The 25,820-nt window shown below is 66.5% G+C and carries 26 protein-coding genes and 1 tRNA gene; 19 read left to right on the top strand and 8 right to left on the bottom strand.

The features are described 5' to 3' along the window. The first annotated feature begins 47 nt into the window (after nt 1-47). Complete coding sequence (locus BST14_RS02845; RefSeq protein WP_083063085.1) at nt 48-1,094, top strand: phosphotransferase family protein; 1,047 nt, start codon at nt 48-50, stop codon at nt 1,092-1,094. On the opposite strand, the gene BST14_RS02840 is transcribed toward BST14_RS02845, so the two are convergent. Next, on the bottom strand, nt 1,091-1,441 hold the full coding sequence (locus BST14_RS02840; protein WP_083063084.1) for a LapA family protein: 351 nt from the start codon (nt 1,439-1,441) through the stop codon (nt 1,091-1,093). The two genes, BST14_RS02845 and BST14_RS02840, sit on opposite strands and share 4 nt — an antisense overlap. 99 nt (nt 1,442-1,540) lie before the next feature. Here BST14_RS02840 and BST14_RS02835 point away from each other — a divergent pair, with 99 nt between their 5' ends. Genes BST14_RS02835 through BST14_RS02815 form a run of 5 tightly spaced genes read left to right on the top strand, consistent with a single transcriptional unit; the run spans nt 1,541 to nt 5,599 of the window. Continuing rightward, on the top strand, nt 1,541-2,488 hold the full coding sequence (locus BST14_RS02835; RefSeq protein WP_083063083.1) for an ABC transporter substrate-binding protein: 948 nt from the start codon (nt 1,541-1,543) through the stop codon (nt 2,486-2,488). Nucleotide 2,489: 1 nt separating this feature from the next. After that, a complete protein-coding gene (locus BST14_RS02830; protein ID WP_083063082.1) occupies nt 2,490-3,596 on the top strand; it encodes an ABC transporter ATP-binding protein in 1,107 nt (368 codons plus the stop codon). Between the two features lie 3 nt (nt 3,597-3,599). Then, nucleotides 3,600-4,286, top strand: coding sequence for an ABC transporter permease (locus BST14_RS02825; RefSeq protein ID WP_083063081.1), 687 nt, complete (start codon nt 3,600-3,602; stop codon nt 4,284-4,286). Continuing rightward, nucleotides 4,283-4,999: an ABC transporter permease gene (locus BST14_RS02820; protein ID WP_083063080.1), complete on the top strand. Its 717-nt coding sequence runs from the start codon at nt 4,283-4,285 to the stop codon at nt 4,997-4,999. The genes BST14_RS02825 and BST14_RS02820 overlap by 4 nt, the downstream gene beginning before the upstream one ends. Beyond that, nucleotides 5,000-5,599 carry a putative glycolipid-binding domain-containing protein gene (locus BST14_RS02815; RefSeq protein WP_083063079.1) on the top strand — a complete coding sequence of 200 codons (600 nt, stop codon included), beginning with the start codon at nt 5,000-5,002 and terminating at the stop codon, nt 5,597-5,599. Here the strand turns inward: BST14_RS02815 and BST14_RS02810 are convergent. Next, nucleotides 5,562-6,506, bottom strand: coding sequence for a prephenate dehydrogenase (locus BST14_RS02810; RefSeq protein ID WP_245845274.1), 945 nt, complete (start codon nt 6,504-6,506; stop codon nt 5,562-5,564). The genes BST14_RS02815 and BST14_RS02810 overlap by 38 nt on opposite strands. A gap of 129 nt (nt 6,507-6,635) precedes the next feature. On the opposite strand from BST14_RS02810, the gene BST14_RS02805 reads away from it, so the two are divergent. The 5 genes from BST14_RS02805 to BST14_RS02785 all read left to right on the top strand — a co-directional run bounded on the left by BST14_RS02805 (nt 6,636) and on the right by BST14_RS02785 (nt 9,446). Then, entirely contained in the window at nt 6,636-7,157 is a 522-nt protein-coding gene (locus BST14_RS02805; protein WP_066872937.1) for a tRNA adenosine deaminase-associated protein, read from the top strand. Nucleotides 7,158-7,169: 12 nt separating this feature from the next. Beyond that, nucleotides 7,170-7,628: a nucleoside deaminase gene (locus BST14_RS02800; protein WP_083063077.1), complete on the top strand. Its 459-nt coding sequence runs from the start codon at nt 7,170-7,172 to the stop codon at nt 7,626-7,628. A 29-nt stretch (nt 7,629-7,657) separates the two neighbouring features. Continuing rightward, nucleotides 7,658-7,747, top strand: a tRNA-Ser gene (locus BST14_RS02795). A 115-nt stretch (nt 7,748-7,862) separates the two neighbouring features. Beyond that, entirely contained in the window at nt 7,863-8,867 is a 1,005-nt protein-coding gene (locus BST14_RS02790; RefSeq protein ID WP_083063076.1) for a glycoside hydrolase family 6 protein, read from the top strand. Between the two features lie 102 nt (nt 8,868-8,969). Next, nucleotides 8,970-9,446 (top strand): CAP domain-containing protein, encoded by a 477-nt coding sequence (locus tag BST14_RS02785; protein ID WP_169926036.1) that lies wholly within the window; start codon nt 8,970-8,972, stop codon nt 9,444-9,446. A 63-nt stretch (nt 9,447-9,509) separates the two neighbouring features. Here BST14_RS02785 and BST14_RS02780 read toward each other — a convergent pair whose 3' ends face one another. The 4 genes from BST14_RS02780 to BST14_RS02765 form a co-directional block, all read right to left on the bottom strand. Continuing rightward, the gene (locus BST14_RS02780) at nt 9,510-10,031 is read right to left on the bottom strand and encodes a hypothetical protein (protein WP_142279234.1); all 522 of its coding nucleotides are present in this window, start codon (nt 10,029-10,031) and stop codon (nt 9,510-9,512) included. A gap of 23 nt (nt 10,032-10,054) precedes the next feature. Beyond that, nucleotides 10,055-11,698 carry a putative alpha/beta hydrolase gene (locus BST14_RS02775; protein ID WP_083063074.1) on the bottom strand — a complete coding sequence of 548 codons (1,644 nt, stop codon included), beginning with the start codon at nt 11,696-11,698 and terminating at the stop codon, nt 10,055-10,057. Nucleotides 11,699-11,822: 124 nt separating this feature from the next. After that, a complete protein-coding gene (locus tag BST14_RS02770; protein ID WP_083063073.1) occupies nt 11,823-12,956 on the bottom strand; it encodes a cellulase family glycosylhydrolase in 1,134 nt (377 codons plus the stop codon). Between the two features lie 232 nt (nt 12,957-13,188). Then, nucleotides 13,189-13,629 (bottom strand): TM2 domain-containing protein, encoded by a 441-nt coding sequence (locus BST14_RS02765; protein ID WP_083063072.1) that lies wholly within the window; start codon nt 13,627-13,629, stop codon nt 13,189-13,191. A 129-nt stretch (nt 13,630-13,758) separates the two neighbouring features. Here BST14_RS02765 and BST14_RS02760 point away from each other — a divergent pair, with 129 nt between their 5' ends. From BST14_RS02760 to BST14_RS02740, 5 genes are all read left to right on the top strand, one after another. Then, on the top strand, nt 13,759-14,145 hold the full coding sequence (locus BST14_RS02760) for a DUF2237 family protein (RefSeq protein WP_064953898.1): 387 nt from the start codon (nt 13,759-13,761) through the stop codon (nt 14,143-14,145). A gap of 92 nt (nt 14,146-14,237) precedes the next feature. After that, nucleotides 14,238-15,509 (top strand): sulfotransferase family protein, encoded by a 1,272-nt coding sequence (locus BST14_RS02755; RefSeq protein WP_083063071.1) that lies wholly within the window; start codon nt 14,238-14,240, stop codon nt 15,507-15,509. A 12-nt stretch (nt 15,510-15,521) separates the two neighbouring features. Next, the gene (locus tag BST14_RS02750; protein ID WP_083063070.1) at nt 15,522-16,760 is read left to right on the top strand and encodes an MBL fold metallo-hydrolase; all 1,239 of its coding nucleotides are present in this window, start codon (nt 15,522-15,524) and stop codon (nt 16,758-16,760) included. After that, nucleotides 16,757-17,248, top strand: a complete 492-nt coding sequence (locus BST14_RS02745) for a VOC family protein (RefSeq protein ID WP_083063069.1) — start codon at nt 16,757-16,759, stop codon at nt 17,246-17,248. The genes BST14_RS02750 and BST14_RS02745 overlap by 4 nt, the downstream gene beginning before the upstream one ends. Nucleotides 17,249-17,264: 16 nt before the next feature. Beyond that, nucleotides 17,265-18,236: an LLM class flavin-dependent oxidoreductase gene (locus BST14_RS02740; protein ID WP_083063068.1), complete on the top strand. Its 972-nt coding sequence runs from the start codon at nt 17,265-17,267 to the stop codon at nt 18,234-18,236. 6 nt (nt 18,237-18,242) lie between these two features. On the opposite strand, the gene BST14_RS02735 is transcribed toward BST14_RS02740, so the two are convergent. Continuing rightward, nucleotides 18,243-18,893, bottom strand: a complete 651-nt coding sequence (locus tag BST14_RS02735; protein WP_083063067.1) for a GntR family transcriptional regulator — start codon at nt 18,891-18,893, stop codon at nt 18,243-18,245. Between the two features lie 67 nt (nt 18,894-18,960). Here BST14_RS02735 and BST14_RS02730 point away from each other — a divergent pair, with 67 nt between their 5' ends. Genes BST14_RS02730 through BST14_RS02720 form a run of 3 tightly spaced genes read left to right on the top strand, consistent with a single transcriptional unit; the run spans nt 18,961 to nt 22,439 of the window. After that, nucleotides 18,961-20,325 (top strand): LLM class flavin-dependent oxidoreductase, encoded by a 1,365-nt coding sequence (locus BST14_RS02730; protein WP_083063066.1) that lies wholly within the window; start codon nt 18,961-18,963, stop codon nt 20,323-20,325. After that, on the top strand, nt 20,318-21,502 hold the full coding sequence (locus tag BST14_RS02725; protein WP_083063065.1) for a CaiB/BaiF CoA transferase family protein: 1,185 nt from the start codon (nt 20,318-20,320) through the stop codon (nt 21,500-21,502). Before BST14_RS02730 ends, BST14_RS02725 begins: the two co-directional genes overlap by 8 nt. 13 nt (nt 21,503-21,515) lie before the next feature. After that, nucleotides 21,516-22,439 carry an HpcH/HpaI aldolase/citrate lyase family protein gene (locus tag BST14_RS02720; protein WP_083063064.1) on the top strand — a complete coding sequence of 308 codons (924 nt, stop codon included), beginning with the start codon at nt 21,516-21,518 and terminating at the stop codon, nt 22,437-22,439. Here BST14_RS02720 and BST14_RS02715 read toward each other — a convergent pair. Continuing rightward, nucleotides 22,436-25,819, bottom strand: coding sequence for a pyruvate carboxylase (locus tag BST14_RS02715; protein WP_083063063.1), 3,384 nt, complete (start codon nt 25,817-25,819; stop codon nt 22,436-22,438). The genes BST14_RS02720 and BST14_RS02715 overlap by 4 nt on opposite strands. Between the last annotated feature and the right edge of the window lies 1 nt (nt 25,820).

Genomic DNA, 25,820 nt, shown 5'->3' with positions numbered 1-25,820 from the left:
TCGCAGGTGGTGCACCGGGTCGAGGTCGGCGATGGTAGACAAGTCCGGTGACTTCAGCTGACCAACTCGAGGGGCTCGACCTGGCCTCGCTGGACTCCTACCTGCGTTCGCTGGGGATCGTGCGCGACGGCGGGTTACGCGCGGACTTCATCTCCGGGGGTCGGTCGAATCTGACGTTCCGCGTCTACGACGACAGCACCAGTTGGCTGGTGCGCCGGCCGCCCCTGCACGGTCTGACCCCGTCGGCGCACGACATGGCTCGCGAGTACCGCGTCGTCGCGGCGCTGCAGGACACCCCGGTGCCGGTCGCGCGCACGATCGGGCTGTGCGAGGACGATTCGGTGCTGGGCGCTCCCTTCCAGGTCGTCGAGTTCGTCGCCGGGCAGGTGGTGCGGCGACGCGCTCAACTCGAATCGTTCAGTCACACCGTCATTGGGGGCTGCGTCGACTCGCTGATCCGGGTGCTTGTCGATTTGCACAACGTCGATCCCGACGCCGTCGGTCTGGCCGACTTCGGCAAGCCGAGCGGTTATCTGGAGCGTCAGGTGCGACGCTGGGGCTCGCAGTGGTCGCTGGTGCGGTTGCCCGAGGATCGCCGCGACGCCGACGTGGAACGACTGCATTTCGGTCTGGGCGAAGCCATTCCGCAGCAGAGCCGGACGTCGATCGTGCATGGCGACTACCGGATCGACAACACGATCCTGGACGCCGACGACCCGACGAAGGTGCGCGCCGTCGTCGATTGGGAGCTCTCCACGCTGGGCGATCCGCTGTCCGACGCGGCCCTGATGTGCGTGTACCGCGACCCCGCCCTCGATTTGATCGTCAATGCGCAGGCCGCGTGGACGTCACCGCTGTTGCCGACGGCCGACGAACTGGCCGACCGCTATTCGCTGGTGGCCGGTACACCGCTGGCGCATTGGGAGTTCTACATGGCGCTGGCCTACTTCAAGCTGGCCATCATCGCCGCGGGCATCGACTTCCGCCGACGCATGTCGGATCAGGCCCGCGGCACCGACTCCGATCACGCACCGGAGGTCGTGGCGCCGCTGATTTCCCGCGGTCTGGCCGAACTGGCGAAGCTGCCCGGCTAACGCGGGGCGGCGGCGTGTTGACGTTTGGCCGCCCGGCGCAACTGCAGAATCCGTGCGGTGCCCACCGCAACGGTGATCAGCCCGCCGACCACGGCCGCCAGCAAGATCGCCACACCCTTGGGTTGGCTCCAGTGCCAGCCCAGGAACTGAAAGTCCGCCGGTGTCGTGTTCTGGGTGATGAAGATCAGCAACAGGATCAGGATCACAAATCCGGCGATCAGGGAGGACCACAGTGCACCGGCACGGGTGAACCCGATGGCCGGTTCTTTGGCGGGTGCGCCGGTGGTGCCCGCAGGGTTGGGTTTAGGGGGCGGCTGCCCGGGCGAGGCAGGGGTGTGGCTGCTCATACTGCCATCTTTGCCCTATCCGACGCAGAATGAAACCGATTCACCGCCACCAATTCCGCATGCCAGCGTCCCCGCGGTTCGGGCACTAGGGTCGGCGGTATGACGACGCTGCCGCGCCTGCAAGGCAGGATCGCGCACGCGGCGGCCCTGCTGATGACGATGTGCGTTGTTGCGGCGTGCAGCAATTCCGATCCGCTGGGAGCGCAGGTTCGAAGCCCCAACTCCATAGTCATCGGCTCCGGCGACTTTCCGGAATCGCAGATAATCGCCGAGATCTACGCACAAGCGTTGCAGGCCAACGCGTTTGAAGTGGGAACGCGGATGGGCATCGGCAGCCGGGAAACGTATATCCCTGCGCTCAAAGACCATTCCATCGACCTGGTGCCGGAGTACATCGGCAATCTGCTGCTGTATTTGGCCCCGCAGTCCAAAGCCACCACCCTGGAGGCCGTCGAGGCGGAGCTGCACCAGCGCCTGCCCGGTGACCTGTCAATTCTGGCGCCCGCACCGGCCACCGACACCGATACCGTCAGCGTGACCGAGCAGACGGCGAACTCCTGGAGTCTGAAGACGATCGCCGATCTGGCTCCTCACTCGCCGGGCGTGCGATTCGGGGCCCCGTCGGCGTTCGCGACCCGCCCGGCCGGGCTGCCGGGGCTGCGGCAGAAGTATGGGCTCGATATCAAACCGGGCAACTTCGTCGCCATCGACGACGGCGGCGGAGCGGTCACCGTACGCGCGTTGGTCGAGGGAAGGGTGAATGCCGCCAACGTTTTCACCACGTCCCCGGCCATACCGCAGAACCACCTGGTAACCCTCGATGACCCCGAACACAACTTCGTGGCCGGAAATATTGTGCCGCTGGTTAATTCGCAGAAGAAATCCGACCGCCTCAGGGGCGTGCTGGACGCTGTGTCGGCGAAGCTGACCACCTCCGGTGTCGCCGGCCTCAACGCCGCGGTGTCGGGAAACGCGGGTATCGATCCGGACCAGGCCGCGCGAAACTGGATCCGGGACAACGGCTTCAACCATCCGATCGGAGGATGACTTGATCGTCTTCGACAGGGTCAGCAAGGCCTTCGCCGACGGAACCATGGCCGTCAACCAGCTCGACCTGAGCGTCCCGAACGGGGAGCTGACCGTGTTCGTGGGGTCGTCGGGCAGCGGCAAGACCACCGCGTTGCGGATGATCAATCGGATGATCGAGCCCAGTTCGGGCATCATCGCGATCGACGGGGTCGACGTGTCCACCCGCGACCCGGTGAAACTGCGCCTCGGCATCGGGTATGTCATCCAGGACGCCGGCCTGATGCCGCATCAGCGCGTGATCGACAATGTGGCAACGGTTCCCGTTTTACGGGGCCAGTCCCGCCGGGCCGCCCGCAAAGCCGCCTACGAGGTGCTCGAGCGGGTCGGCCTGGACACCAAACTAGCGACCCGCTATCCCGCGCAGCTCTCCGGCGGTGAGCAACAACGGGTCGGCGTGGCGCGCGCGCTGGCCGCCGATCCGCCGATCCTGTTGATGGATGAGCCGTTCTCCGCCGTCGACCCGGTGGTTCGCCACGAGTTGCAGAACGAAATATTGCGCCTGCAAGGCGAACTGCACAAAACGATCGTCTTCGTCACGCACGACATCGATGAGGCCTTGCGCCTCGGCGACCGTGTGGCGGTGTTCAAGGGCGGTTCCTTGCAGCAATTCGGCGATCCCGCCCAGCTGCTCTCGAGGCCGGCCAACGATTTCGTGTCGAGGTTCATCGGCCTGGGCCGCGGCTACCGATGGTTGCAACTTCTCGACGCGGCCGGACTGCCATTGCACGACGTCGACCGGGTCGTGGCCGAAAACATCTCGCAGACAGAGCTTTCCGGTGGATGGGCCGTCGTGGTGGGTTCGGGGGGAGTGCCCATCGGCTGGATCGACGGCGAGGGAGTGCGCCGGCACCGCGACGGCGTGCCGTTGACGGACAGCATGAACGGGGTCGGATCGCTGTTTCGACCCGGGGGCAACCTGAGCCAGGCGCTGGACGCGGCGCTGTCGTCGCCGGCGGGCATCGGGGTCGTCGTCGATGACGGCGGCAAGGTCATCGGCGGGGTGCTGGCCGACGACGTGCTGGCCGCGGTCGAGGCTCAACGCCTGGCGGAACATCGAGGGACCTAGCCGATGCGTTATCTGATGAGCCATCTGGACGACGCCTGGGCGCTGACCGTCGTGCATTTGCGGCTGTCGCTGGTGCCGGTCCTGATCGGGCTCGCGATCGCCCTACCGCTGGGAATGTTGGTGCGGCGCACCCGAATCGCCCGCGGGCTGACGACGGCGGCCGCGAGCGTCGTATTCACCATCCCGTCGCTGGCGCTGTTCGTGGTGTTGCCGATGATCGTCGGCACCCGCATTCTCGACGAGGCCAACGTGATGGTGGCGTTGACGGCCTATACCGCCGCATTGCTGGTGCGCGCGGTGCTCGAGGCGCTGGACGCGGTGCCCGCCCAGGTGCGCGACGCCGCCACGGCGGTCGGCTACCCGCCGATCACGCGGATGCTCAAAGTCGAACTGCCGCTCTCGGTTCCGGTGCTCGTCGCCGGGCTGCGGGTCGTGGTGGTCACCAACATCGCGATGGTCTCGGTCGGCTCGGTCATCGGCATCGGCGGGCTGGGCAGCTGGTTCACCCAGGGCTACCAAACCGACAAGAGCGATCAGATCCTGGCCGGCATCATCGCGCTGTTCGTCCTGGCGGTGGTCATCGACGTGCTCATCGTGGTGGCCGGCCGGCTGGCAACGCCGTGGACACACGCCGCGCGCCGCACCGGTCGCCGCGCGGTCGTCGCGCCCGTAGTGGGTGGTGCGCGGTGAACTTCGTCGGGCGGGCGATTTCCTATGTGTCGACCGCCGACAATTGGACGGGCCCGGTCGGGCTCGCCGCCCGCATCCTGGAACACCTCGAGTACACCGCGCTGGCGGTGGCGGCCTCCGCCCTGATCGCGGTTCCCGTCGGCCTGATCATCGGCCACACCGGCCGGGGCACCCTGCTGGTGGTCGGGGCCGTCAATGGCTTGCGCTCCCTGCCGACGCTGGGCGTGCTGCTGTTCGGAACCCTGATGTTCGGGCTGGGGCTGGGACCGTCGCTGGTGGCGCTGATGCTGCTGGGCGTGCCGGCGCTGCTGGCCGGTACCTACGCCGGTATCGCCAACGTCGAACCCACCGTCATCGATGCCGCCCGGGCGATGGGCATGACCGAGGCCCAGGTGCTGCTGCGGGTCGAGGTGCCGAACGCGTTGCCGTTGATCCTGGGCGGGCTGCGCAACGCGACGCTGCAGGTGGTCGCGACCGCGACCGTGGCGGCCTACGCCAGCCTGGGCGGTCTGGGCAGATACCTGATCGACGGGATCAAGGAACGTGAGTTTTATCTCGCCCTGGTCGGGGCGCTGATGGTGGCCGCGTTGGCGCTGGTGCTCGACGGACTGCTGGCAGTCGCGGTGTGGATTTCGGTGCCGGGCACCGGGCGGCTGCGGCGAACATACCGGGCACTTCCGCATCAGCTGGCGGGCACGTCTTACGGTAGATGAGTGAACGCAGCCCCCTCTGATCCGTCTCGCCGCGTGTGGCAGGCGATGCTCACCTGGCGCGCACAGGATGCTCCCCGCATGGAATCGGTGCGAGTCCAGGTGTCCGGCAACCGAATCAAGGCCAATGGCCGCATCATTGCCGCCGCCACCGAGACCACCCCGGCGTTCGGCGCCTACTACGACCTGCTGACCGATGAGACCGGCGCCACCAAACGGCTCGGCATGACCGTCACCCTTGCCGAGCGCGAGCGGGTCTTCTCGTTTGCCCGCGATGAAGAAAACATGTGGCTGGTCACCGACCACCAGGGCGAGCATCGCGCGGCCTACAACGGCGCGCTCGACGTCGACGTGGAATTCAGCCCCTTCTTCAACGCGCTGCCTATCCGGCGGCTCGGGTTACACGAGCGGCCCGCCTCGGTCACGCTGCCGGTGGTCTACGTGCACCTCCCGGAGATGTCCATCTCGGCGGACACCGTGAGCTACAGCAGCGCCGGCAGCCCCGAGGAGATCAAAGTGCGCTCGCCGATCGCCGACACCACGGTCAGCGTCGACGAAGAGGGATTCATCGTCGACTATCCAGGCTTGGCAGAGCGGATCTGATCACCCCGCCGGCCCTGCCCGCGGCGGCCAATTCCTGACGCCAGTTCTCCGCGCCGACGATGACGTGGAAGATGTCGCTGCGCGGGAAGCTGTCGTAACGGGTTCGTGCGGCGTGGCCGGACTCGGTGAGGTCGGCGACCGAATTGTGGGCGGCCAGCGATTCGCGGGCACGGCTCAGTAATTCGATGAGGCGGTCGACCGTGGGCACCAGCTGGTCGGAGTTGCCCTCGCACATCGCCCGAACCAGGTCCGGGGCGGTGGCAGCGACCCGGGTCCCATCGCGGAAAGACCCGGCGGCCAACGCGAAGGCCAACGGGACGTCTCCGGCCACCACCGCCAGCGCCTCCGCGAGCAGATGGGGCAGATGCGAGATGGCCGCGGCGGCGGCATCGTGTTCGTCGGACCTGGCCGGCACCACGACCGCGCCGCAATCCAGCGCCAACGTCATGACCGTCGACCAGACCGCCGGATCGACATGGTCGTCGACGCTGATCACCCACGGGGCCCTGGTGAACAACCCTGCGTGGCCGGCCGTCCAACCCGACTGCGCGGTGCCCGCCATCGGATGGCTCCCGACGAAGCGTTCCTGCAGCCCCGCCGCGACGACCTGATCGAGCACCGCCTGCTTGACGCTGGTGACATCGGTCAGTGGACACTTCGAAGCCGTCTCCTTGACGTGGGCGAGCATGCCCGCTATCGCCGGCATGGGCACGGCCAGCACGATCAACGCCCCGGAGTCGGCGGCGCGCGACAGCGTCGCGGTCAGATCGGTGTCGGCATCAAAGCCGTCGGCGGTCGCAGCCTGTGCACCCTCGACCGAGCGGTTATAGCCGAACACTTCCCGGCCGGCCGCGGTGGCGGCCCGCATTATCGAGCCGCCGATCAGCCCCAGCCCGAGCACACACACCGGTGTCTTGGAAGGAGGGTGTGTCACATTCCAAGGTTGGCACATCTGGTTGAAAGCGGTGCCGTCAGATCGCGTGGCCACCCGCCGCCATCTGGTCAGGGGCCTGGTCAGGGACTACCGTAAGCGGCCATGGGAGCACAACGGGCCTCCGCCCAGGGCCTGTCCGCGGACACGCCGGACGGTTTCGGCGTCGCGGTGGTGCGTGAAGAGGGCCAGTGGCGGTGCGCCCCGATGGCCCGTAAGTCGCTGACGAGCCTGTCGGCCGCCGAGACGGAGCTGCGCGAATTGCGCAGTTCCGGGGCGGTCTTCGGCCTGTTGGACGTCGACGACGAATTCTTCGTCATCGTGCGGCCGGCGCCCTCGGGGACGCGGTTGCTGCTCTCGGATGCCACCGCCGCGCTGGATTACGACATCGCCGCCGAAGTGCTCGACAAACTGGACGCCGACCTCGATCCGGAGGATCTGGAGGACTCGGACCCATTCGAAGAGGGTGACTTGGGGTTGCTGTCCGACATCGGGCTGCCCGAGGCGGTCCTGGGGGTCATCGTCGACGAGACCGATCTGTACGCCGACGAGCAGCTGGGCCGCATCGCCCGGGAAATGGGCTTCGCTGATCAGCTGTCGGCGGTGATCGACCGCCTCGGTCGGTGATCGCTGACGTCGGTGGTCGCTGACGAAGACCTGATCCGGTCCGCGCTGTCGGTTGCCGCGACGGCGGCTCCGCGTGACGTGCCCATCGGTGCGGTGGTGATCGGCGCCGACGGAACCGAGCTGGCCCGCGCAGTCAATGCTCGCGAGGCCCTGGGCGACCCGACGGCCCACGCCGAGATCCTGGCCCTGCGCGCGGCCGCCGAGACACTCGGCGACGGGTGGCGGCTGGAGGGCGCCACGCTGGCGGTCACCGTCGAACCGTGCACCATGTGCGCGGGCGCGCTGGTGCTGTCGCGCATCGCCCGCCTGGTGTTCGGGGCCTGGGAGCCCAAGACCGGGGCGGTCGGATCGTTGTGGGATGTGGTGCGTGATCGCCGGCTCAATCACCGCCCCGAAGTGCGCGGCGGTGTACTGGCGCAGGAGTGTGCCGCGCCCCTGGAGGCCTTCTTCGCCCGCCAGCGATTGGGGTGACGGGCCCGCTGTTGGGTAAGCTGCTCGGCGGTGGCGTGTCCGAGCGGCCTAAGGAGCACGCCTCGAAAGCGTGTGACGGCTAACACCGTCCGAGGGTTCAAATCCCTCCGCCACCGCCACAATCTAGCTGCGAAAACCCGCAGCCGGATGCGTTGCGACGCGCGTTGAGTCAGTTCGCCATCACCCGCGCGGCCAATTGGCGCTCGATGCTTTCGACCCACTACTTTTCCTGAGGTGAACTTCTCAGCTGGTGGTGCAGCTCTGCGGTGGATCGTCCCCTTACTTACTGTGGCGGCCGTCGCCGGCGTGGGCGTGATCGCGGGCCCGGCGCAGGGGCGTCCGGCCCCGCCGGTGCGGCTGGTCGCCGATGGCGACCCGCTGGCCGGGGCGCCGTTCTATGTCAATCCGACATCGGCGGCCATGCGCGCCGCGCAGAGCGCCGATCCGCCAAGCCCCGAGCTGACCGCCATCGCCAATACACCGCAGGCGTATTGGATCGTCCCGGGCGGGTCGGCAGGCACGGTCGGGAAGTATGTCGGCGACGCCAATGCCGCCGGCGCCATTCCGGTGCTGGCGATCTATGGTATCCCGCACCGCGATTGCGGCAGCTTCGCCGCCGGCGGCATGGGCTCGGCCGGCGAGTACCGCTCGTGGATCGACGGCATCGCATCCGGTGTGGGCGCTTCGCGGGTGGCGATCATCGTCGAACCCGATGCCCTTGCCATGGCCGACTGCTTGTCGGGTGATGCGCGCCAGGAACGCTTCGACCTGATCCGCTACGCCGTCGACACTTTCACCCGCAATCCGAACGCGGCCGTGTACGTCGACGCGGGTCACTTGCGTTGGCACAGCGCCGACGACATGGCCGCCCGGCTCAACCAGGCCGGCGTCGGCCACGCGCGGGGTTTCAGCATCAACACCGCGAACTTCTTCACCACCGAGGACGAAATCGGTTATGGCGAAGCCATTTCGGGTCTCACGAATGGTTCGCACTACGTGATCGACACGTCGCGCAACGGTGCGGGGCCGGCCCCCGACTCCGACCTCAACTGGTGCAATCCCAGCGGGCGAGCACTGGGCACTCCGCCGACCGCCAGCACCGCGGGTGCGCACGCAGACGCGTATCTGTGGATCAAGCGTCCCGGTGAATCCGACGGAACATGCGGCAAGGGTGATCCGCCGGCCGGCAACTTCGTCAGTCAATACGCAATCGATCTGGCGCGCAACGCCAACCATTAAGTGCCGCAAAAGTCGTTTGGCAATTCGTCATCGCTCTTCGTTGAGGATGGGTAGCTTTCAGATATCGACAGATAGCAAAGCGAGCGCGCGACAAGAGGCATCATGGCCAGCAAAGTCGAGATCATCGCCGTCTTCGCGATCTGCACTGCCTCGGTCACCGCTCCCAGCGCGCTGTCCGATTTCGCTGCGCACGCCGACGATCCGGGTACCGCGTTGTACAGCGGCATCAACCAGCTTCGCTCGGGATGCGGGCCGGTCAGCGACGACCCGCGTTTGACCGAAGCCGCTCAGCGCCACGCCGATGACATGTTGCGCAATGGGGTCAGCGGACACATCGGGTCGGACGGCTCGTCGCCGCAGGCGCGAATCATGGCCGCGGGCTATCGGAGCAGGTATTCGGGTGAGATCGTCTTTTGGGCAACCGGATCCGCCGCGACCCCCAAGGAGGCCCTCGAGATGTGGATGCAGAGCCCGCCACACCGAGACATCATTATCAACTGCGCGTATAACGCGGGCGGCTTCGCCACCGCCCGGGATGACAACAAGGTGATCGTGGTGGGCGACTTCGCGGCGTCGTAAGGCCGGTTAGCACAAGCTCTTTCGATGACGGCCTCGCGGGCAACGATGATCGCGCGGCGGCCGTCATACGTGGGGCAGCCACCCAGATCCCTTCGGCGACAGCACGAAGCCACGGCCCTGAGCGTCTTTGCACGCGGTGGTGCCCGCGTTGTCGACCCCGCAGACGATGCCGTTGACGGTGATGGAATGACCCGGCGGAAGCGTTTTGACCGGCTGCCCGTCGATCACGCGTGACGGCTCACCCTCATTCGACTGCTTCAACCCAGTGGTGGTTCCAATCCAATTGACCCCGGTGATTCCGGCATCGGGATTGGACGGCGCGGGAGGGATCGCGGGCAGATTATTTCCGGTGCACTGCGCTTGATCCGGCGTGTAGTTGCAGACGACCCCGTCGGGAGTGAGGAAATACACCGTTGGCAGGGGTGGGCGGCCAGGGTTGGGGACGTCGATCGTGTAATCGCGGACGTTCACCGGCGCGTCGGCGCTCAGGTCGGGAAATCTCGGTTGATCGGCATGCGCCGTGCAGGAAAGCGAGAAACCAGCTCCGACGAGTGTCGCGACGCCGACCAGCTTCTTGATGACCATGTGCATCCAATCGGTTCAGGCGGTCAGTGATACGGGTTGAGTTGAAACTCTCGGGTGTTATACGGAGCGCCGAAGGGCACGCCGTTCGCATCCTTAAGCGTATTCCATTGACTGCCAAACAATTTCAAATCGTCCAGGGTTGATCCTGGCAGGATATATCCACCATACGGTTGCGGGATGAACTTCGGGGCTGCAGGATCGCCGTTTTGCGCAACGAGGGTCGTGGGCGCGTTTGCGCCGAACATTTCGGTCGGGCTGGTTCCCACCCGCACTTCAATGCTGCCCTGGTGCGCATCGACGTTGAAGCCGGACAAGACGGGCTTCCCGCCGATTTCTCGAAAGCTCAGCTCCCCATAACGGTTGGGGGTTACCTGGACGGCCTGCTGTCCGGGCTTTCCCCAGTCGCTCCCGTTCCATGGCTGCCAGGTGGAACGGTCGAACACATTGCCGGGATCCGCGCGGTACATGGTGACGCCTCGGCTGCGGTCGAAGGAATCGGCGGCAATGTAGACCTTGCCGTCTGACCCTTTGTAGCCGCTGACCTGTGTCGGGGCGTCACCCGCGGCCCGATACGACCCCGGCACCATTGCCCATCCCTTGCCGGGATCGCCGTTGACTTCGACCAGCCACGAGGCCACCGGCTTCAAATCACCCTGGGTGCCCGTCACCATCATGTACGTTTTGTCGCCGAGCGTGATCGTCCCAGCGGGCAACGTGTCGTTGACGCCGGCCTTGACGGCCTCCGCCGGCATGGGGAACAGCTCGCGGCCGCTGTCTTTTGCTCCCGTCAACGGGGCGCCGAAATGCGGGCGTCCGTCGGCGTCGAAGGTCACCGGCACGGCAACGGATCGATAGTGCTCACCCTCCCCGACCTTATTGCCGGAGAACGAATCACCGAAGATCGCGAGGTACTTTCCAGGCTGCCCTGGCACCTCGACGACTTCCCCTAAGTCAGCCGCCCCGATGCCCGGGATGCCGGGAATGCCGCCGGTCCCGGCGATCGGCCCAAGGTCCCTTACCTCACCCCGCCTCAGCGGACTCTCGATCCAGTCGTCTACCGCTTTCGGCGGGTCGTAGCCGTCGTTATGCAGGGCGCTCATCGACTTCCGCAACGTGTCCGAGTAGGCGTTGCGAATTGCATTCATCTGCTTGACGGCGTCGCGGACATCGTCCACCGCCTGGGCGTGCACAGCCTGCTTCAACTTCTCCAATTTGTCGTGTTCCGCCGCGGGGAGGTCGAGCGTCAAATCCTGGTTTATCGCGGTCATGATTCTGTCGAGACCCCGCAGCTCGCTATCCAGCAGGGCGATCTCCTGATCCCCCTGCTTTTGTGCGTCGGCCAGCGCGGCGGCGATGGACTCCAGGTCGGCGCCGATCTTCGGCAGCTGCTCGGACTGCACACCAAGCGATTTGGTGACCCGTTGGACTTCAGCGGAGTCATTGATCGGGTGGCCCCCCTGCTGGTGGTTCCAGGCCGCGGCGAAGCGTTTCCGTGCGTCCTCGAAAGCGTGGTCGGCTTCGGCGGTGCGCCGCCCGGCGCCGTGAAAGGCCTCCGCCAACCGGGATATCTGAAACGGGCTGCCGGCCTGCAGGCTCCGGTTGATCGCCCACGGATCCCCGCCGGCCGACGCGATCAGTTCTGCTTCGCTGAAATTCGCCCACGTCATGGCAGCCGATCACCACCGACGAGCATTTCCGCCCCCTTCTGAGCTGGTATGAACCCTACTCTGGAAGGCCGACGGCGGGTTGATGTTCGCGGATGACCGCAGCTCAGAGGAGCTAAGATTCACTTCAGGTCTGGCTACCGGCCAACTTTCGCACCGTCAGCGCTTCGATGTCTTGGAACGGCCGCCCCTCGGGCCGGATCAGGTCATGGAACCACACCTTCGGGACCGACGTGTACGGGTGATCCCAGGAATCCCAGGGGAAGTAGGTCTGGGTCTTGCCGGCGACCAGGCCCCAGTTGATGGCACCGACGTTGTGGCGCTTGGCAACCGGCAGGATCGATTCGACGGTGCTGCCCTGCGGCCGCGCCATGTATTCGGTGCACAGGATCGGCCGGCCCAGCGGCGTGAGCTCGTTGATCCGATTCTCGAACCCGGAAGGCCCGGCGTAGGAGTGGAAGGTGATGACGTCGGCGTTGGCGAGCTGGATGTCGCTGATTGCGCTGCGGCCCCGAGGTTGCCCCCAATTACCCTGCCACACACCGCTTGTCAGCGGCTGGCTAGCGTCGACAGCCCGGGCCCACCGAAACACCTGGGGGAGCAGGTTGGTGACCAGTTGTTCCTTGTCGCTTCTTTCGACGGTGCGGTACTGACGCGCGGGATTGTCGGGCTCGTTCCACAGGTCCCAGCCCAGAACTCGGTTGTCGTTGCGGAATTGGGTCATCACCGCGGTGACGTAGTCGCGCATGACCGGGACATAGCGAGGGTCGCCCAGCCGTTCGGCGCCCGGGCTCTGCGCCCATCCCGAGTTGTGCACGCCGGGCCTCGGCGCACGCTGGCGGCCGGCGCGTGGATGCGGATCCCAGCAGGAATCGAAGAAGACGAACAGCGGCTTGATGCGGTGGCGCGCCGCGATGTCGACGAACTGGCCTAGGCGCGTTTGGAAGCCACGCTGATCGGCGGCCCACAGCTGATCATGAAGGAACACCCGTGCGGTGTTGTGGCCGTAGAACTGGGCCCAACCGAGTTCGGTGTCGATGCGCCGTGGGTCGAAGGTGTCGGGCTGGAACATCTCGAGCTGGTTGATGGCGTTGGCCGGAATGTAGTTTGCTCCGACGAGCCAGCCCTGCGCTTGATACCAACGGTTCGCGCGGTCGGGTGACCACCGGCCCGCTTCCTCCGCGGAAGCCCGGGGTGCCTTGGCAACTGCGGCGCCGGCCGCCAATAACAGGGGGAGTTTCAGGGCCGTACGTCGTTCCACGATGTGACGATAAGTTTTCGGGGAGATTTCCCCGGGATTTGCTCAGCGCGTCGCGAAAGGTTCGTTGTCGGCACCGTCGCGCGGCGAACTTCGCGTTGAGATCGTGACCAATCCGTGACACAACTACCGGCGCGCCCGGACCGCCGCGGCTCTCAACCAGGTTAAAATCAGGCTCCGTTGCGTACCAAACGCATTGTCGGACAATGGGAAACGCTGTCACATCGCCGCTCGTCTAGCGCAGCTTGCGACCGTATTTGTCTTTGACGCTGCCCGTGAAGATCATGATCGCGTCGACGATGGCCCAGACGATGACGCCGAGCAGGACAGGGAACCCGAGAAAGCAAAAGAGGCTGAAGAGAACTCCGAACAACCCCAGGCACAGCTGCGCGACCGCGATCTGCATCGAGTCGATATAGAAGCGGCCGATGCCGAACACACCGAGGAACAGCTGAAGCAAGCCGGCGGTGGTCGCAGACTTGTCCGACAGCGCCAGCCCGGTCACCGGATCGCGGCCGAACGGCGCCCGGGGATCACCATATCCGGGATGACCGGGATACCCCGGGTAGCCGGAGAAGCCGGGGTAAGGCTGCGGTGGCGGATATCCCTGCGGCGGACGCCATCCCCAGGGTGGCTCATCGGGCGGATCTCCGGGTTGGTGGGGCGGCGTCGACATCGATCCGAGTTAACACGTCCGATGTTCCGGCGTCCACACGGGCCCCGGCGGGACCGTCGGGCGAAAACTCGACGAAGCAGTCGACAGATTCGCCGCAAACTTCACCCTCAAGCGCGCAATACTGAACGGGTGCCTGATCGAAACGTGCTCGGCGGTCCGCTGGAACCGTGCGGCACAGACCCGCTGACCGGCTTCTACCGCGATGGCTGTTGCTCGACCGGCCCTCAGGATCTTGGGCGGCACACGATCTGCGCGGTGATGACCGCCGAGTTCCTGGAGCACCAGCGCTCGATCGGCAACGACTTGTTGACGCCGGTGCCCGAGTACCGGTTCCCCGGTCTGCTGCCCGGCGACCGCTGGTGCGTGACCGCGTTGAACTGGCTGCGTGCCCATCACGACGGTTGTGCAGCCCCGGTAGTGCTGGCCGCCACTCACGAGAGCACCCTCGAGGTGGTGCCCTTGGAGGCGCTGCAAGAACACAAGGTCGACGTTCCCGACGACCTGGCGAACCTTTAGCGCCGGCGGGCGCGGCGAGGTGGATGCACGACGCATCCGCGCCGCGGCTAGCGTCTGTCTCATCTCACCTGATGCGTCGGAGAGGGGTTGCGGTGGGTTCCGCGGTTGACGAGATCGACTTCGACGACCTGACGGCGCCCCGACTGACCGATGCGCAGCGTCAGATCCTAGAATTCACCGAGGCAAAGCCCGTCGATTTGGGCATCGACCGGATGCTCGCGGAGGCCATCGAGCAGACCGGCCTGCCGGCCGGAGCCGCCGACCTCGACGACACCGACGGCTTCGCCGACCGGCTGCGAGTGCACGTCGGAGCCATCGAAGCCGACGGTGACCTGCGCCAGCTCACCCGCGGTTCGCTGCGCCACCGCATCGTGCGCCTGATCCGCAACCGGTTATCGCTCACCGAACTCATCCGGCGTTACCCCGAGATCGAGTCCATCCCGATCGAAAAACCGTTCATCGTCGTCGGGATGCCGCGTTCGGGCACCACCCATTTGGTGAATCTCATTGCCTCTGACCCGCGCCGCCGCGCGCTGCCCTATTGGGAGAGTCAGGATCCGATTCCCGCGCTGGGGCAGGGCCCCGACACCTTCGGTGTCGATCCCCGATACGCGCGCGCGAAAGCCGAACACGATGCGCTGATGGCGAGCGCACCCGTGGTGGCCGCGATGCATGACCGATTTCCCGAGGCCATCGAGGAGGAAGTGGAGCTTCTCGACCTCGACTTGGCCTCCTACGTGCTGGAATGGCATGCGCGCGTGCCCGCTTGGCGTGACTACTACCTGGGTCTCGACCAGACTCGCCATTACGCGTACATGAAGAAGGTGTTGCAGGCGCTGACCTTCCTGCGTGGTCCACGGACCTGGGTGCTCAAGAGCCCGCAGCACTGTGAACAGCTCGGCCCGCTGATGGTGACATTCCCGGACGCGACAGTGGCCTTCACGCACCGCGACCCGGTCGCGGTGATCCAGTCGGCGATTACGATGATGGCCTATTCGGATCGGTTGCGCCGCAATAGCATTGATCCGCAGTGGCTGCTGGACTATTGGAGCGACCGTGTGCATCGGCTACTCAGCGCATGCGTACGTGACCGTCACCTGGTGGCACCCGAACACAGCATCGACGTCAACTTCCACCAGCTGGGCGGCGCCGAGGTGCCGGTGCTCGAAAAGCTGTATCAGCTTGCCGGCGTGGAGCTACCGCCCACGGTACGCGAACGGTTCCAGCGCTACCTGGACGCTAATCCGCGGGGCAAACATGGCCGCATCCGCTATGAACTGCAGCGGCACTTCGGCACCTCCGCCGAGGAACTGCGCGGCCGTTTCGGCTTTTACTTCGACAAGTTCGACGTTCGTCCCGAGTAGGAGTCACTAGCGATGTCCGAACCCCTCTATCGGAGCAGGCCGGGCGCGGACGCGATGCGCCCGGCGTCCGCCGAGAGGGCCGAGGAGATCGCCCCGGGGCTGTGGTGCTCGCCCGGTTTGTCCAACTCGTATCTGCTCACCACGACTGATGGTCGGGTGATCATCAACACCGGGATGGGCTTCGAGGGGCCGGTGCATCGCGCCAACTTCGACGCCGTCGACGCGTCACCGGTGCGCTACATCATTTTCACGCAGGGCCACGTCGATCATGTCGGCGGCCTGGACAGCGTGCGCGACCCCGAGACGATCGTTGTCGCGCAGGCGAACTGGAAGAACTGGCGGGACGACAACGACCGGCTGATCCGGTATCGGGCCAGCCGCAGCGCGTTCGCATTCAAAGACACGCTGACCACCGGCGTCCAGGCCATCCAACGGCGCCTGGGTACATGGCGTATGGCGGATCAGAGCGTGCCCGTGGTGGACATAGATTTCGAGGACACCCTCCGCCTGCAGGTCGGTGAGCGGCGAATGGAACTGATTGCGGTGCCCGGCGGCGAGACCACCGACTCCCTGGTGGTGTGGCTGCCCGACGAGCGGATCTGCCTGTGCGGGAATACCTTTGGCCCGCTTTTCGGGCACATTCCCAACCTCGTCACCATGCGCGGTGATCGGTATCGGGACGCGTTGACGGCGATCGCGTCGGTGGACAAAGTCCGGGATCTGCAGGCTGAGCTGCTGGTGACCGGGCACTTCGAGCCGGTCGAGGGCGCCGAGCGCATCAACCAGGAGCTGACCCGGCTGCGCAACGCCATCGGATACATCCACGATCGAACCGTTGACGGGATGAACGCCGGCAAGGACGTTCGCACCTTGATGCGTGAAATCACGCTGCCCTCGGAATACGAAGTGGGCCAGGGCTACGGCAAAGTCGCCTGGGATGTGCGCGCCGTCTGGGAGAACTACTCGGGCTGGTTCCACCACGAATCGACCACCGAGCTTTATCCCGTCGGGTTTGACTCCGTCGCCGCGGACGTGGTCGAACTGGCCGGCGCCGACGCGCTATTGGAGCGAGCCCGGGCGCATCTGGCCGCCGATCGCGCGCTGCAGGCCATCCATTTGGCCGAGCTTGTTCCGGCCGATCATCCGGGGGCTCGCGCGGTTCTGCGGGACGCGCATGAAAAGCTTCTCGCCAGCAGCACGAACTTCTGGGAAAGTGCCTGGCTGCGCAACCAGATAGCGAGGAACACATGACGGCACTGGCGCTACGACCCGAGGACTTCTACCACACCGGCATCATCGTGCCCAACCTCGAGGCGGCGATGGCAAGGCTGAGCGCGCTGGCCGGGTACCGGTGGATCACCCCGGTGAGCTACACGTTGCCCTTTCGCACCACCAGCGGAACCCATGAAGTCACTTCGACTTTCGTCTATTCGTTGCAGGCACCACACGTCGAACTGATCAAGGAGGTGCCCGGAACGGCCTGGGCGGCGGCACCCGGCAACGCGGTTCACCACCTGGGCTACTGGACCGACAGCCTGGCCCAGAGCGCGAAGCTGCTGGAAGACAACGGCTTCAGCTTCGAAGCCACCGCCGAGACCGCCGGCCCGTCTTCGGGCAAAAATCTTTCGCTCTTCGCCTACTACATCGACGCGGCGGGGACCCGCATCGAGATCGTCGACCGCGCGCTGTTCCCGGACTTTCCGGCCTTCCTGCAGGCGGCGGCGGGCCCGGAAGCGTAGAGGGGCGGGGCGGCAAATGCTGTTGACGGTGCTGCGCTTCAATTTCGCTTCCCCGCAAGGTGATCCGGGCACACAGGGCAAGCTCCTATCCGCGGCGCTCGAGCTGGGACAGTGGGGGGAATCCCACGGCATCACGTCCATCAGCGTCGACGAGCATCACGCGACCGGGCACGGGTGGAGCTGCAATCCGATCATGACCGCGGCGATGTTTTTGGCCCGGACCTCGAGGCTGATCGCGAGCGTGGATTGCGCACTGGGACCATTGTGGAATCCGGTGCGACTCGCCGAGGACATCGCGCTCGTGGACAACATGAGCCGCGGCCGCTTGCACACGACCGTGGGCCTGGGGTACCGCGCGGTCGAATATGACGCTCTCGGAGCCAATTTCAGCCGGCGCGGTGCGCTGATGGACGGCCTGCTCGAACGAATGCTGGAAGTCTGGTCCGGCGGCGATCCGGAAAACGGGATCTGCAGCGGCACCTGGTCGCGGCCACACCCGCCGCTGTACGTCGGCGGTGGAGCACGTGCCACGGCGCGGCGCGCGGCCCGGTTTCGGCTGCCGCTCAGTTTGGCGGATCACTTGCCCGACATCGCCGACTATTACCGCGAACTGTGCGCGCAGGCGGGCACGTCGCCGTTGGTCCTCATGCCGGGACCGGTCAACCGCGGAATGATCTACCTGCACGAGGATCCCGACCGGGCGTGGGCGGAGCTCGGAGAGCACATCCTCTGGGAGGCAGTTACGTACGGCCGGTGGTCAACCGACCAGCGTTCGCTCATGCACCTGCCCGGGGTTCAAACCCTGGACCAGGTCAGGGCATCGGGACGTTACCGCTTCCTCACCCCGGAGCAGCTGATCGCGGAAATCCGCGATGCCGACAACTACGGCCCCCTCGTGATGCACCCCCTGGTCGGCGGCATGCCGGTCGACGAAGCGTGGAAGTCGGTCCAGTTGCTCACCGACAATGTCTTGCCCGCACTCACCTGAGCGCGGTCAACCGTCGCGGCGCTGCTCGAGCCAGTCGGCCAGCGAGCGACCCGCGTCCAGGACGTGTCGTTCGGCGATGGTGCGCGCCCGCTCGGCGTCTTTGTCGCCGAGCGCATTCAGGAGCTCCTGGTGCTCGTCGAGTGAGTGCTTCTCGTGCTCGGGGAACAGCGTGAGGAAATTGCTCGGTACCACCCGGGCGGCCTGCTTGATCTGGTTCATCAACCGGGGCGAGTGCGCGGCCCGGTGGATCATCTGATGGAAATGCCAGTTGGCCTCGCCGATGCTGTCCTCACCGGATCGGACGGCGACGTCGGCGGCGAGTGCGCGCAGCGTTTCGAGCTCTTGAGGCTCGATCCGCGCGGCGGCCCAGGCCGCGGCCTGCCCGGTGAGCACACCGAGGATGGTGAAGCTGTCCACGACGTCGTCCGGGCTGATGCCGAGCACCGTCACGCCGCTGCGCGGGGCGACCTGGACCAGGCCCTCGAAGGACAGCTCCAGCAGCGCCTCCCGCACGGGGGTGCGGCTGGTCGCGAATTCCTCGGTGATGGCATCGAGGTCGACCCGTGCTCCGGCAGGCAGTGCGCCGGTGAGAATCCGGTCGCGTAGCTCGCGGGCGGCGCGCTCGCGGACGGTTCCGGAAATATCGATCCTCGCCACCTGCGTACGATACCAAACGGCAAACCTAGCGTTTGATATCTGAAATATCAGATGCTACGTTTCAAAAATGCGCACCGACAAGATGGCCCTCGTCGCCTTCATGCAGGCCGGCAGCACTTCGGTCTACGCGGGCTCGTGGCGGCACCCCGCGACGGAGCACCGATACCTGGACGCCTCCTACTACGCCAAGATCGGCCGCCAGCTCGAAGAGGGCTGCTTCGACCTGATGTTCTTCGACGATCGCCTGGCGATGCCGGGCGTCTACGGCGGCTCGGTGGGCGAAGCCGTCCATTACGGCGCCCGCCCGGTCAAGCTGGACCTCAGCGTGATCCTCGGCGTGCTCGCGCAGGCCACCTCGAAGATCGGGCTGGGCGCCACCTACTCGACCACCTACTACCAGCCGTTCCATGTGGCCAGAACGTTCGCCTCGCTGGATCACGTGTCGCGCGGCCGCGCCGCGTGGAACGTGGTCACCTCCGTCAACGACAGCGAAGCGCAGAACTTCGGCGTCGACGCCCACCTCGGTCACGACGAACGTTACGACCGGGCCGACGAATTCATGGACGTGGTGACCGGACTGTGGGACACCTGGGAGGACGGCGCGATACTGCACGACCGGGCGTCCGGGCATTATGCGGACCCCGCCAAGGTGCACGAGTTGGGCCACGTCGGCCGATTCTTCTCCGCGCGCGGGCCGTTGACGGTGCCGCGGACCCCGCAGGGCCGCCCGGTCATCATCCAGGCCGGCTCGTCGGGCCGGGGACGCGAATTCGCCTCGCGGTGGGCCGAATTGATCTTCACCGGCGATCCGGGGATCGACGTGGCGCGCAGCCACTACGCCGATCAGAAGGACCGTATCGCCGACGCCGGTCGCGATCCGGCCGCGGTGCGCATCTGCCCCATGGCCTACGCTGTCGTCGGCGAGTCGGAAGCTCACGCCAAGGAGCGCGAAGCCATGTTCCTCGATGACCTGGTTCATCCGATGGCATCGCTGACGCTCTTGTCGGAATTGATGAATTACGACTTCGCACAGCACGATCTGGACGACCCGGTCACCGACGAACTGCTCGCCTCGGTTTCCGGAATCCGCGGGTTGGTGCAGAATCTGCGCACCCATATCGGCGGGGACACCGTCACGCTGCGCGACCTCGCCAGCCATCGTGCCACGCTGCTGCAGGGGCCGCGTTTCGTCGGCACCGGCCAACAGGTCGCCGACCAGATGGCGGACTGGTTCCAAAGCGGGGCCTGTGACGGATTCGTGCTCGCCGCAACGCATCTGCCCGGCGCGTTCGAAGATGTTGTGCGCATGGTGGTTCCGGAGCTGCAACGCCGTGGGCTGTTCCGCACCGAGTACGAGTCGTCGACGCTGCGGGGACACCTCGGGTTGCAGCGCCCTTCGAGCGCACGGGTGGCTGCCGGTGCCAATGCTTGACGGGCTGCGGGTTCTCGACCTCGCCACCCTGGCCGCCGCGCCTTTGGTGGCCACCTATCTCGGCGAGTTCGGCGCCGACGTGATCAAGGTCGAGGAACCCAGGCACGGTGACCCGATCCGCGGCTGGGGTAACCAGCGCGACGGCGTTGGCCTGATGTGGAAATCGTTATCGCGCAACAAACGGTCGATCACGCTTGACCTGCGCTGCGCCGAAGGCCAGGACCTGGTACGCCGCTTGGTGGCCCACGCCGACGTCGCCATCTTCAACACCCGGCCGCAAACCCTGCGCAAGTGGGGGCTGGACTACGAGAGCCTGCGCGCGGTCAACGATCGCATCGTGATGCTGCACATCACGGGCTACGGGCTGACCGGGCCCAAAAGCGAGCGCCCGGGCTTCGGCACGCTGGGGGAGGCGATGAGCGGATTCGCGCACATCACCGGCCAGGCCGGCGGCCCGCCCACGCTACCGCCGTTCATGTTGGCCGACGGTGTCGCCTCACTGAATGCCGCTTACGCCGTGCTGATGGCGCTGTATCACCGTGACGTGCACGGCGGGTCGGGACAGCTGATCGACGTCAACTTGATCGACCCGCTGGCCCGGCTGCTGGAACAGACGCTGCTGGGCTACGACCAATTGGGCCTGGTGCCCGAGCGGTCCGGCAACCGCTGGGATATCTCGGCGCCGCGCAACACGTATCAAACAGCCGATGGGCGTTGGCTGGCCATGTCGGGCAGTTCACCGGCGCTGGCCCTGCGGGTGTTCCGGGCGATAGGGCGCGACGACCTGGTGACCGACCCCGACTTCTCCGACCCGCAGCGGCGGTTGGCCCGGGCCGGTGAAGTCGACGCCGTGGTCGCGGACTGGGTTGCCACAAAGACACTTTCGGAAGCGATGGACGCCTTCGACGCCCACGAGGTGGCCGCGGCCCCCGTTTACGACATCAACGATCTTCTCGCCGACGAGCAGCTGGCCCATCGCGAGGTGTTCATCTGCGTCGACGATGCACAACTCGGGACGATGAAGGTGCAGGCACCCGTTCCGCGCTTCTCCTCGGCGTCCGGAGCGGTCGGCCATCTCGGACCCGGCCTCGGTGAACACAACGCCGAGGTCTACGGCGAACTACTCGGCTTGACTCCCAGCGACATTGACGACCTGCGCGCCCGCGGCGTGTTGTGACGGAAAGAAACCGATGACTGATTTGCTCCGTCGTTCCGAACTCGCAGTACCGGCGTGCAACGACAACATGTTCGAGAAGGCCGCCCGGTGCGGCGCCGACCTGGTGTTCCTCGACCTCGAGGACGCGACCCCTGTCGGGGTCAAGGTGGAATCGCGCGCCAAGGTCATCGCCGCGCTCAACGACCTCGACTGGGGCCGCACCGCCCGCGCCATCCGGGTCAACGGCCTGGACACCCAGTGGTGCCACGACGACGTCGTGGAGGTGGTCACCCAAGCCGGCCAGAACCTCGACACGATCATCATTCCCAAAGCCCGCAGGGCCCGCGATGTGTGGTGGGTGGACGTGCTGCTCACCCAGCTGGAGGCCAAACTCGGCCTGGCCAACCGCATTCGGCTTGAGGTTCTCATCGAAGAGGTGGAAGGCCTGGCCAACGCCGAAGAGATCGCGGCGGCCAGCCCGCGGCTGGACGCGTTGATCTTCGGCGTGGGCGACTTCTCGCTGTCGCAAGGCGCCCGGGTGGACACCAACTTCGTTCCGCTCGGCGAATATCCCGGCGAATTCTGGGCTTACGCGCGCAACAAGGTGATCGTGGCCGCCCGCATCGCCGGCATCGACGCGATCGACGCGCCGTATCCCGATTACCGCGACCTGTCGGGGTACGAGCGCGACGCGCGGCGCGCATCGCTGCTCGGTTACACCGGCAAGTGGGCCATCCACCCCGACCAGGTGCCCGTCGCCAACCAGGTCTATGCCCCGACCGCCGACGAAATCGCCCGTGCCGAGGCTAATGTCGCCGCCTATCGGGAGGCCGAGGCCGAGGGGCGCGGCGCCGTCGGGGTGAACGGTGTCCTGGTCGACGCCGCCCACGTCAAGCAGGCCGAGCAGACCCTCGCGCGCGCCGCCCTGATCAACGGCCGCGCTCGCGATCGTCGCTAGTCGATCACCACCAAGAGATCGCCGCCCTCGACCTGCGCGGTGTGCGCGACCGCGATCCTCGCGACCTTGCCGGCCTTCGGCGTGGTGACGGCGGCTTCCATCTTCATCGCTTCGATCGTCGCGATGGTCTGGCCGGCTTCGACGTGTTCGCCGACGTCGGTGGTCACCGTCACGACACCGGCAAAGGGAGCCGCGACGTGGTCCGGGTTGGCGTGTTCGGCCTTCTCCGCGGCGGGGACGTCCGCCGCGATGCTGCGATCGCGCACCACGACTGGGCGCAGCTGGCCGTTGAGGATGCACATCACCGTGCGCATGCCGCGTTCGTCGGCATCGGAGATAGCCTCCAAGCCGATCAACAGCTCCACACCGCGCTCCAGCTCGACGCGGTGCTCGTCACCCTGGCGCAGGCCGTAGAAGAATTGGTTGGCGCTCAGCCGAGAGGTGTCCCCGTACTGTTCGCGATGGTCCTCGAGCTCTTTGGTGGGCCCGGGGAACAGCAGCCGGTTCAGCGCCGCCTGCCGGTCGGCGCCCGGGGTGGCCAACGCCTTTTCGTCCGCGGCCGACAGCTCCTGTTCGGGCTTCGCCGGACCGCGTCCCTCCAATGCCTTGGTGCGCAACGGTTCCGGCCACCCACCGGGCGGATCACCGAGTTCCCCGCGCAGGAAACCGATCACCGAGTCGGGGATGTCGTAGCGGGCGGGGTCCTCGGCGAAGTTCGCAGCGCTGATGCCGGCGCTTACCAGGGCCAGCGCCAGGTCACCGACCACCTTGCTGGACGGGGTGACCTTGACGAGGTGCCCCAGGATGGCATCGGCCCCGGCGTAGGCGTTTTCGATGTCCTCGAACCGGTCACCGAGCCCCAGGGCGATGGCCTGCTGGCGCAGGTTCGACAACTGGCCACCGGGGATCTCGTGGTGGTAGACGCGCCCCGTCGGGGCGGGGAGCCCGGATTCGAAGGGCGCGTAGACCTTTCGGAGCGCCTCCCAATACGGCTCCAGGTCGCATACCGCCGGCAGCGACAGCCCGGTGTCGTAGGCGGTGTTGGCCGCGGCGGCCACGATCGACGACAGCGCGGGCTGACTGGTGGTTCCCGCGAGGGGGGCCGCGGCGCCGTCGACGGCGTCGGCTCCGGCGTGCCAGGCCGCAACATAGGTCGCCAGCTGCCCACCCGGGGTGTCGTGGGTGTGCACGTGCACCGGCAGGTCGAATCGGGACTTGAGCGCCGAGACCAGGGTGGTCGCCGCGGGTGCGCGCAGCAGCCCGGCCATGTCCTTGATCGCCAGCACGTGCGCGCCCGCTTCGACGATCTGTTCGGCGAGCTTCAGGTAATAGTCCAGCGTGTAGAGCTTTTCGGCGGGATCGCTGAGATCGCCGGTGTAGGACATCGCCACCTCGGCCACCGATGCCCCGGTTTCCCGCACGGCCTCGATGGCGGGCCGCATCGAGTCGACGTTGTTCAACGCGTCGAAGATCCGGAAGATGTCGACGCCCGTCGCCGTCGCCTCCTCGACGAACGCCGTCGTGACCGTCTCCGGATAGGGCGTGTACCCAACGGTATTGCGGCCGCGCAGCAGCATCTGCAGGCAGATGTTCGGCAACGCCTCGCGCAGCGTCGCCAGCCGCTCCCAGGGGTCTTCCTTCAAGAACCGCAGCGCCACATCGTAAGTCGCACCGCCCCAGCATTCGATCGACAGCAACTGTGGTGTGGTGCGGGCGATGTAGGGCGCCACCTTGACCAGGCCGCTGGTGCGCACCCGCGTCGCCAACAGCGACTGGTGGGCGTCGCGGAAGGTGGTATCCGTGACGCCGACACCGCGTGACTCGCGCAGCCAGGCAGCGAATCGCTCCGGCCCGAGTTCGGTCAACCGCTGCTTGGAACCCGCCGGCGGATCCACCGACAGGTCGACGTCGGGCAGCTTGTCGTGCGGGTACACCGCGGACGGACGCTCGCCGTGTGGCTTGTTGACGGTGACGTCGGCCAGATAACTGAGGATCTTGGTGCCGCGGTCGGCGGAGCTGCGCGCGGTGAGCAGCTGCGGGCGCTCCTCGATGAACGACGTCGTGATGCGACCGGCCTGAAAGTCAGGGTTGTCCAGGACCGCTTGCAGGAAGGGGATATTCGTAGAGACGCCGCGAATGCGGAATTCGGCGACCGCGCGGCGCGCCCGGCGCACCGCCGTGGCGAAGTCGCGGCCCCGGCAGGTCAGCTTGATCAGCATCGAGTCGAAGTGCGCGCTGATGTCGGCGCCGAGCGTGGTGCCGCCGTCCAGCCGGATTCCCGCGCCGCCCGGGGTGCGATACGCGGTGATGCGGCCGGTGTCCGGACGGAACCCGTTCGCCGGATCCTCGGTGGTGATCCGGCACTGCAACGCCGCACCGTGCGGAACGATCGAATTCTGGCTCAACCCAATATCTTCCAGGCTCTGACCGCCGGCGATGCGCAGCTGTGCGGACACCAGGTCGACGTCGGTGATCTCCTCGGTGACCGTGTGCTCCACCTGGATGCGCGGGTTCATCTCGATGAACACATGGTTGCCGCGTTCGTCGAGGAGGAACTCCACGGTGCCGGCGCACGTATAGCCGATGCTTCGCGCGAAAGCCACCGCGTCTGCGCAGATTCGTTGGCGCAGCGCAGGGTCCAGATTGGGAGCCGGCGCGATCTCGACAACCTTCTGATGGCGGCGCTGCACACTGCAGTCGCGCTCATAGAGGTGAATGACGTTGCCCTGGGTGTCGGCCAGGATCTGCACCTCGATATGACGCGGATTGATCACCGCCTGCTCGAGAAACACCGAGGCGTCCCCGAACGCGGATTCGGCCTCGCGGCTGGCGGCCTTGATCGCCTCGGGCAGCGATGCCGCGTCGGCGACCCGGCGCATCCCGCGTCCGCCGCCACCGGCGACGGCCTTGACGAACAGCGGGAACGTCATCGAATCGGCGGCGGCCACCAGCTCGTCGACCGACGTCGAAGGTGGCGAGGAGGCGAGCACCGGAAGACCCGCCGCTCGCGCCGCCGCGATCGCCCGGGACTTGTTGCCGGTGAGCTCGAGCACTTCCGCGCTCGGACCGACGAAGGTGATGCCCGCCGCCGCGCATGCCGCCGCCAAATCGGGATTCTCCGACAGGAAGCCATAGCCGGGGTATATCGCGTCCGCTCCGCATGCCTGCGCCGTCGCGACGATGTCGTCGACCGACAGGTAGGCGCGGACCGGGTGTCCCTCCTGGCCGATCTGATACGACTCGTCGGCCTTGAGCCGGTGCACGGAATTGCGGTCCTCGTACGGGTAGATCGCCACCGTGCCGATTTCCAGCTCGTAAGCCGCGCGGAACGCGCGGATCGCGATCTCTCCGCGATTGGCGACCAGTACCTTCGCAAACACG

The sequence above is a fragment of the Mycobacterium arosiense ATCC BAA-1401 = DSM 45069 genome (assembly GCF_002086125.1).
In the GTDB taxonomy this organism is placed as follows: Bacteria; Actinomycetota; Actinomycetes; order Mycobacteriales; family Mycobacteriaceae; genus Mycobacterium; species Mycobacterium arosiense.
The sequence above is the reverse complement of the archived record's forward strand: the minus strand, read 5'-3'. Positions and strand labels throughout refer to the sequence as shown.

What these genes read in the sequence shown, in the direction of transcription:
- BST14_RS02725 (WP_083063065.1), top strand. Translation starts at nt 20,318, where the DNA reads ATGCTTGACGGGCTGCGGGTTCTCGACCTCGCCACCCTGGCCGCCGCG.
- BST14_RS02745 (WP_083063069.1), top strand. Translation starts at nt 16,757, where the DNA reads ATGACGGCACTGGCGCTACGACCCGAGGACTTCTACCACACCGGCATC.
- BST14_RS02740 (WP_083063068.1), top strand. Translation starts at nt 17,265, where the DNA reads ATGCTGTTGACGGTGCTGCGCTTCAATTTCGCTTCCCCGCAAGGTGAT.
- BST14_RS02775 (WP_083063074.1), bottom strand. Translation starts at nt 11,698, where the DNA reads ATGACGTGGGCGAATTTCAGCGAAGCAGAACTGATCGCGTCGGCCGGC.
- BST14_RS02750 (WP_083063070.1), top strand. Translation starts at nt 15,522, where the DNA reads ATGTCCGAACCCCTCTATCGGAGCAGGCCGGGCGCGGACGCGATGCGC.
- BST14_RS02805 (WP_066872937.1), top strand. Translation starts at nt 6,636, where the DNA reads ATGGGAGCACAACGGGCCTCCGCCCAGGGCCTGTCCGCGGACACGCCG.
- BST14_RS02730 (WP_083063066.1), top strand. Translation starts at nt 18,961, where the DNA reads ATGCGCACCGACAAGATGGCCCTCGTCGCCTTCATGCAGGCCGGCAGC.
- BST14_RS02785 (WP_169926036.1), top strand. Translation starts at nt 8,970, where the DNA reads ATGGCCAGCAAAGTCGAGATCATCGCCGTCTTCGCGATCTGCACTGCC.
- BST14_RS02720 (WP_083063064.1), top strand. Translation starts at nt 21,516, where the DNA reads ATGACTGATTTGCTCCGTCGTTCCGAACTCGCAGTACCGGCGTGCAAC.
- BST14_RS02825 (WP_083063081.1), top strand. Translation starts at nt 3,600, where the DNA reads ATGCGTTATCTGATGAGCCATCTGGACGACGCCTGGGCGCTGACCGTC.
- BST14_RS02840 (WP_083063084.1), bottom strand. Translation starts at nt 1,441, where the DNA reads ATGAGCAGCCACACCCCTGCCTCGCCCGGGCAGCCGCCCCCTAAACCC.
- BST14_RS02780 (WP_142279234.1), bottom strand. Translation starts at nt 10,031, where the DNA reads ATGGTCATCAAGAAGCTGGTCGGCGTCGCGACACTCGTCGGAGCTGGT.
- BST14_RS02765 (WP_083063072.1), bottom strand. Translation starts at nt 13,629, where the DNA reads ATGTCGACGCCGCCCCACCAACCCGGAGATCCGCCCGATGAGCCACCC.
- BST14_RS02835 (WP_083063083.1), top strand. Translation starts at nt 1,541, where the DNA reads ATGACGACGCTGCCGCGCCTGCAAGGCAGGATCGCGCACGCGGCGGCC.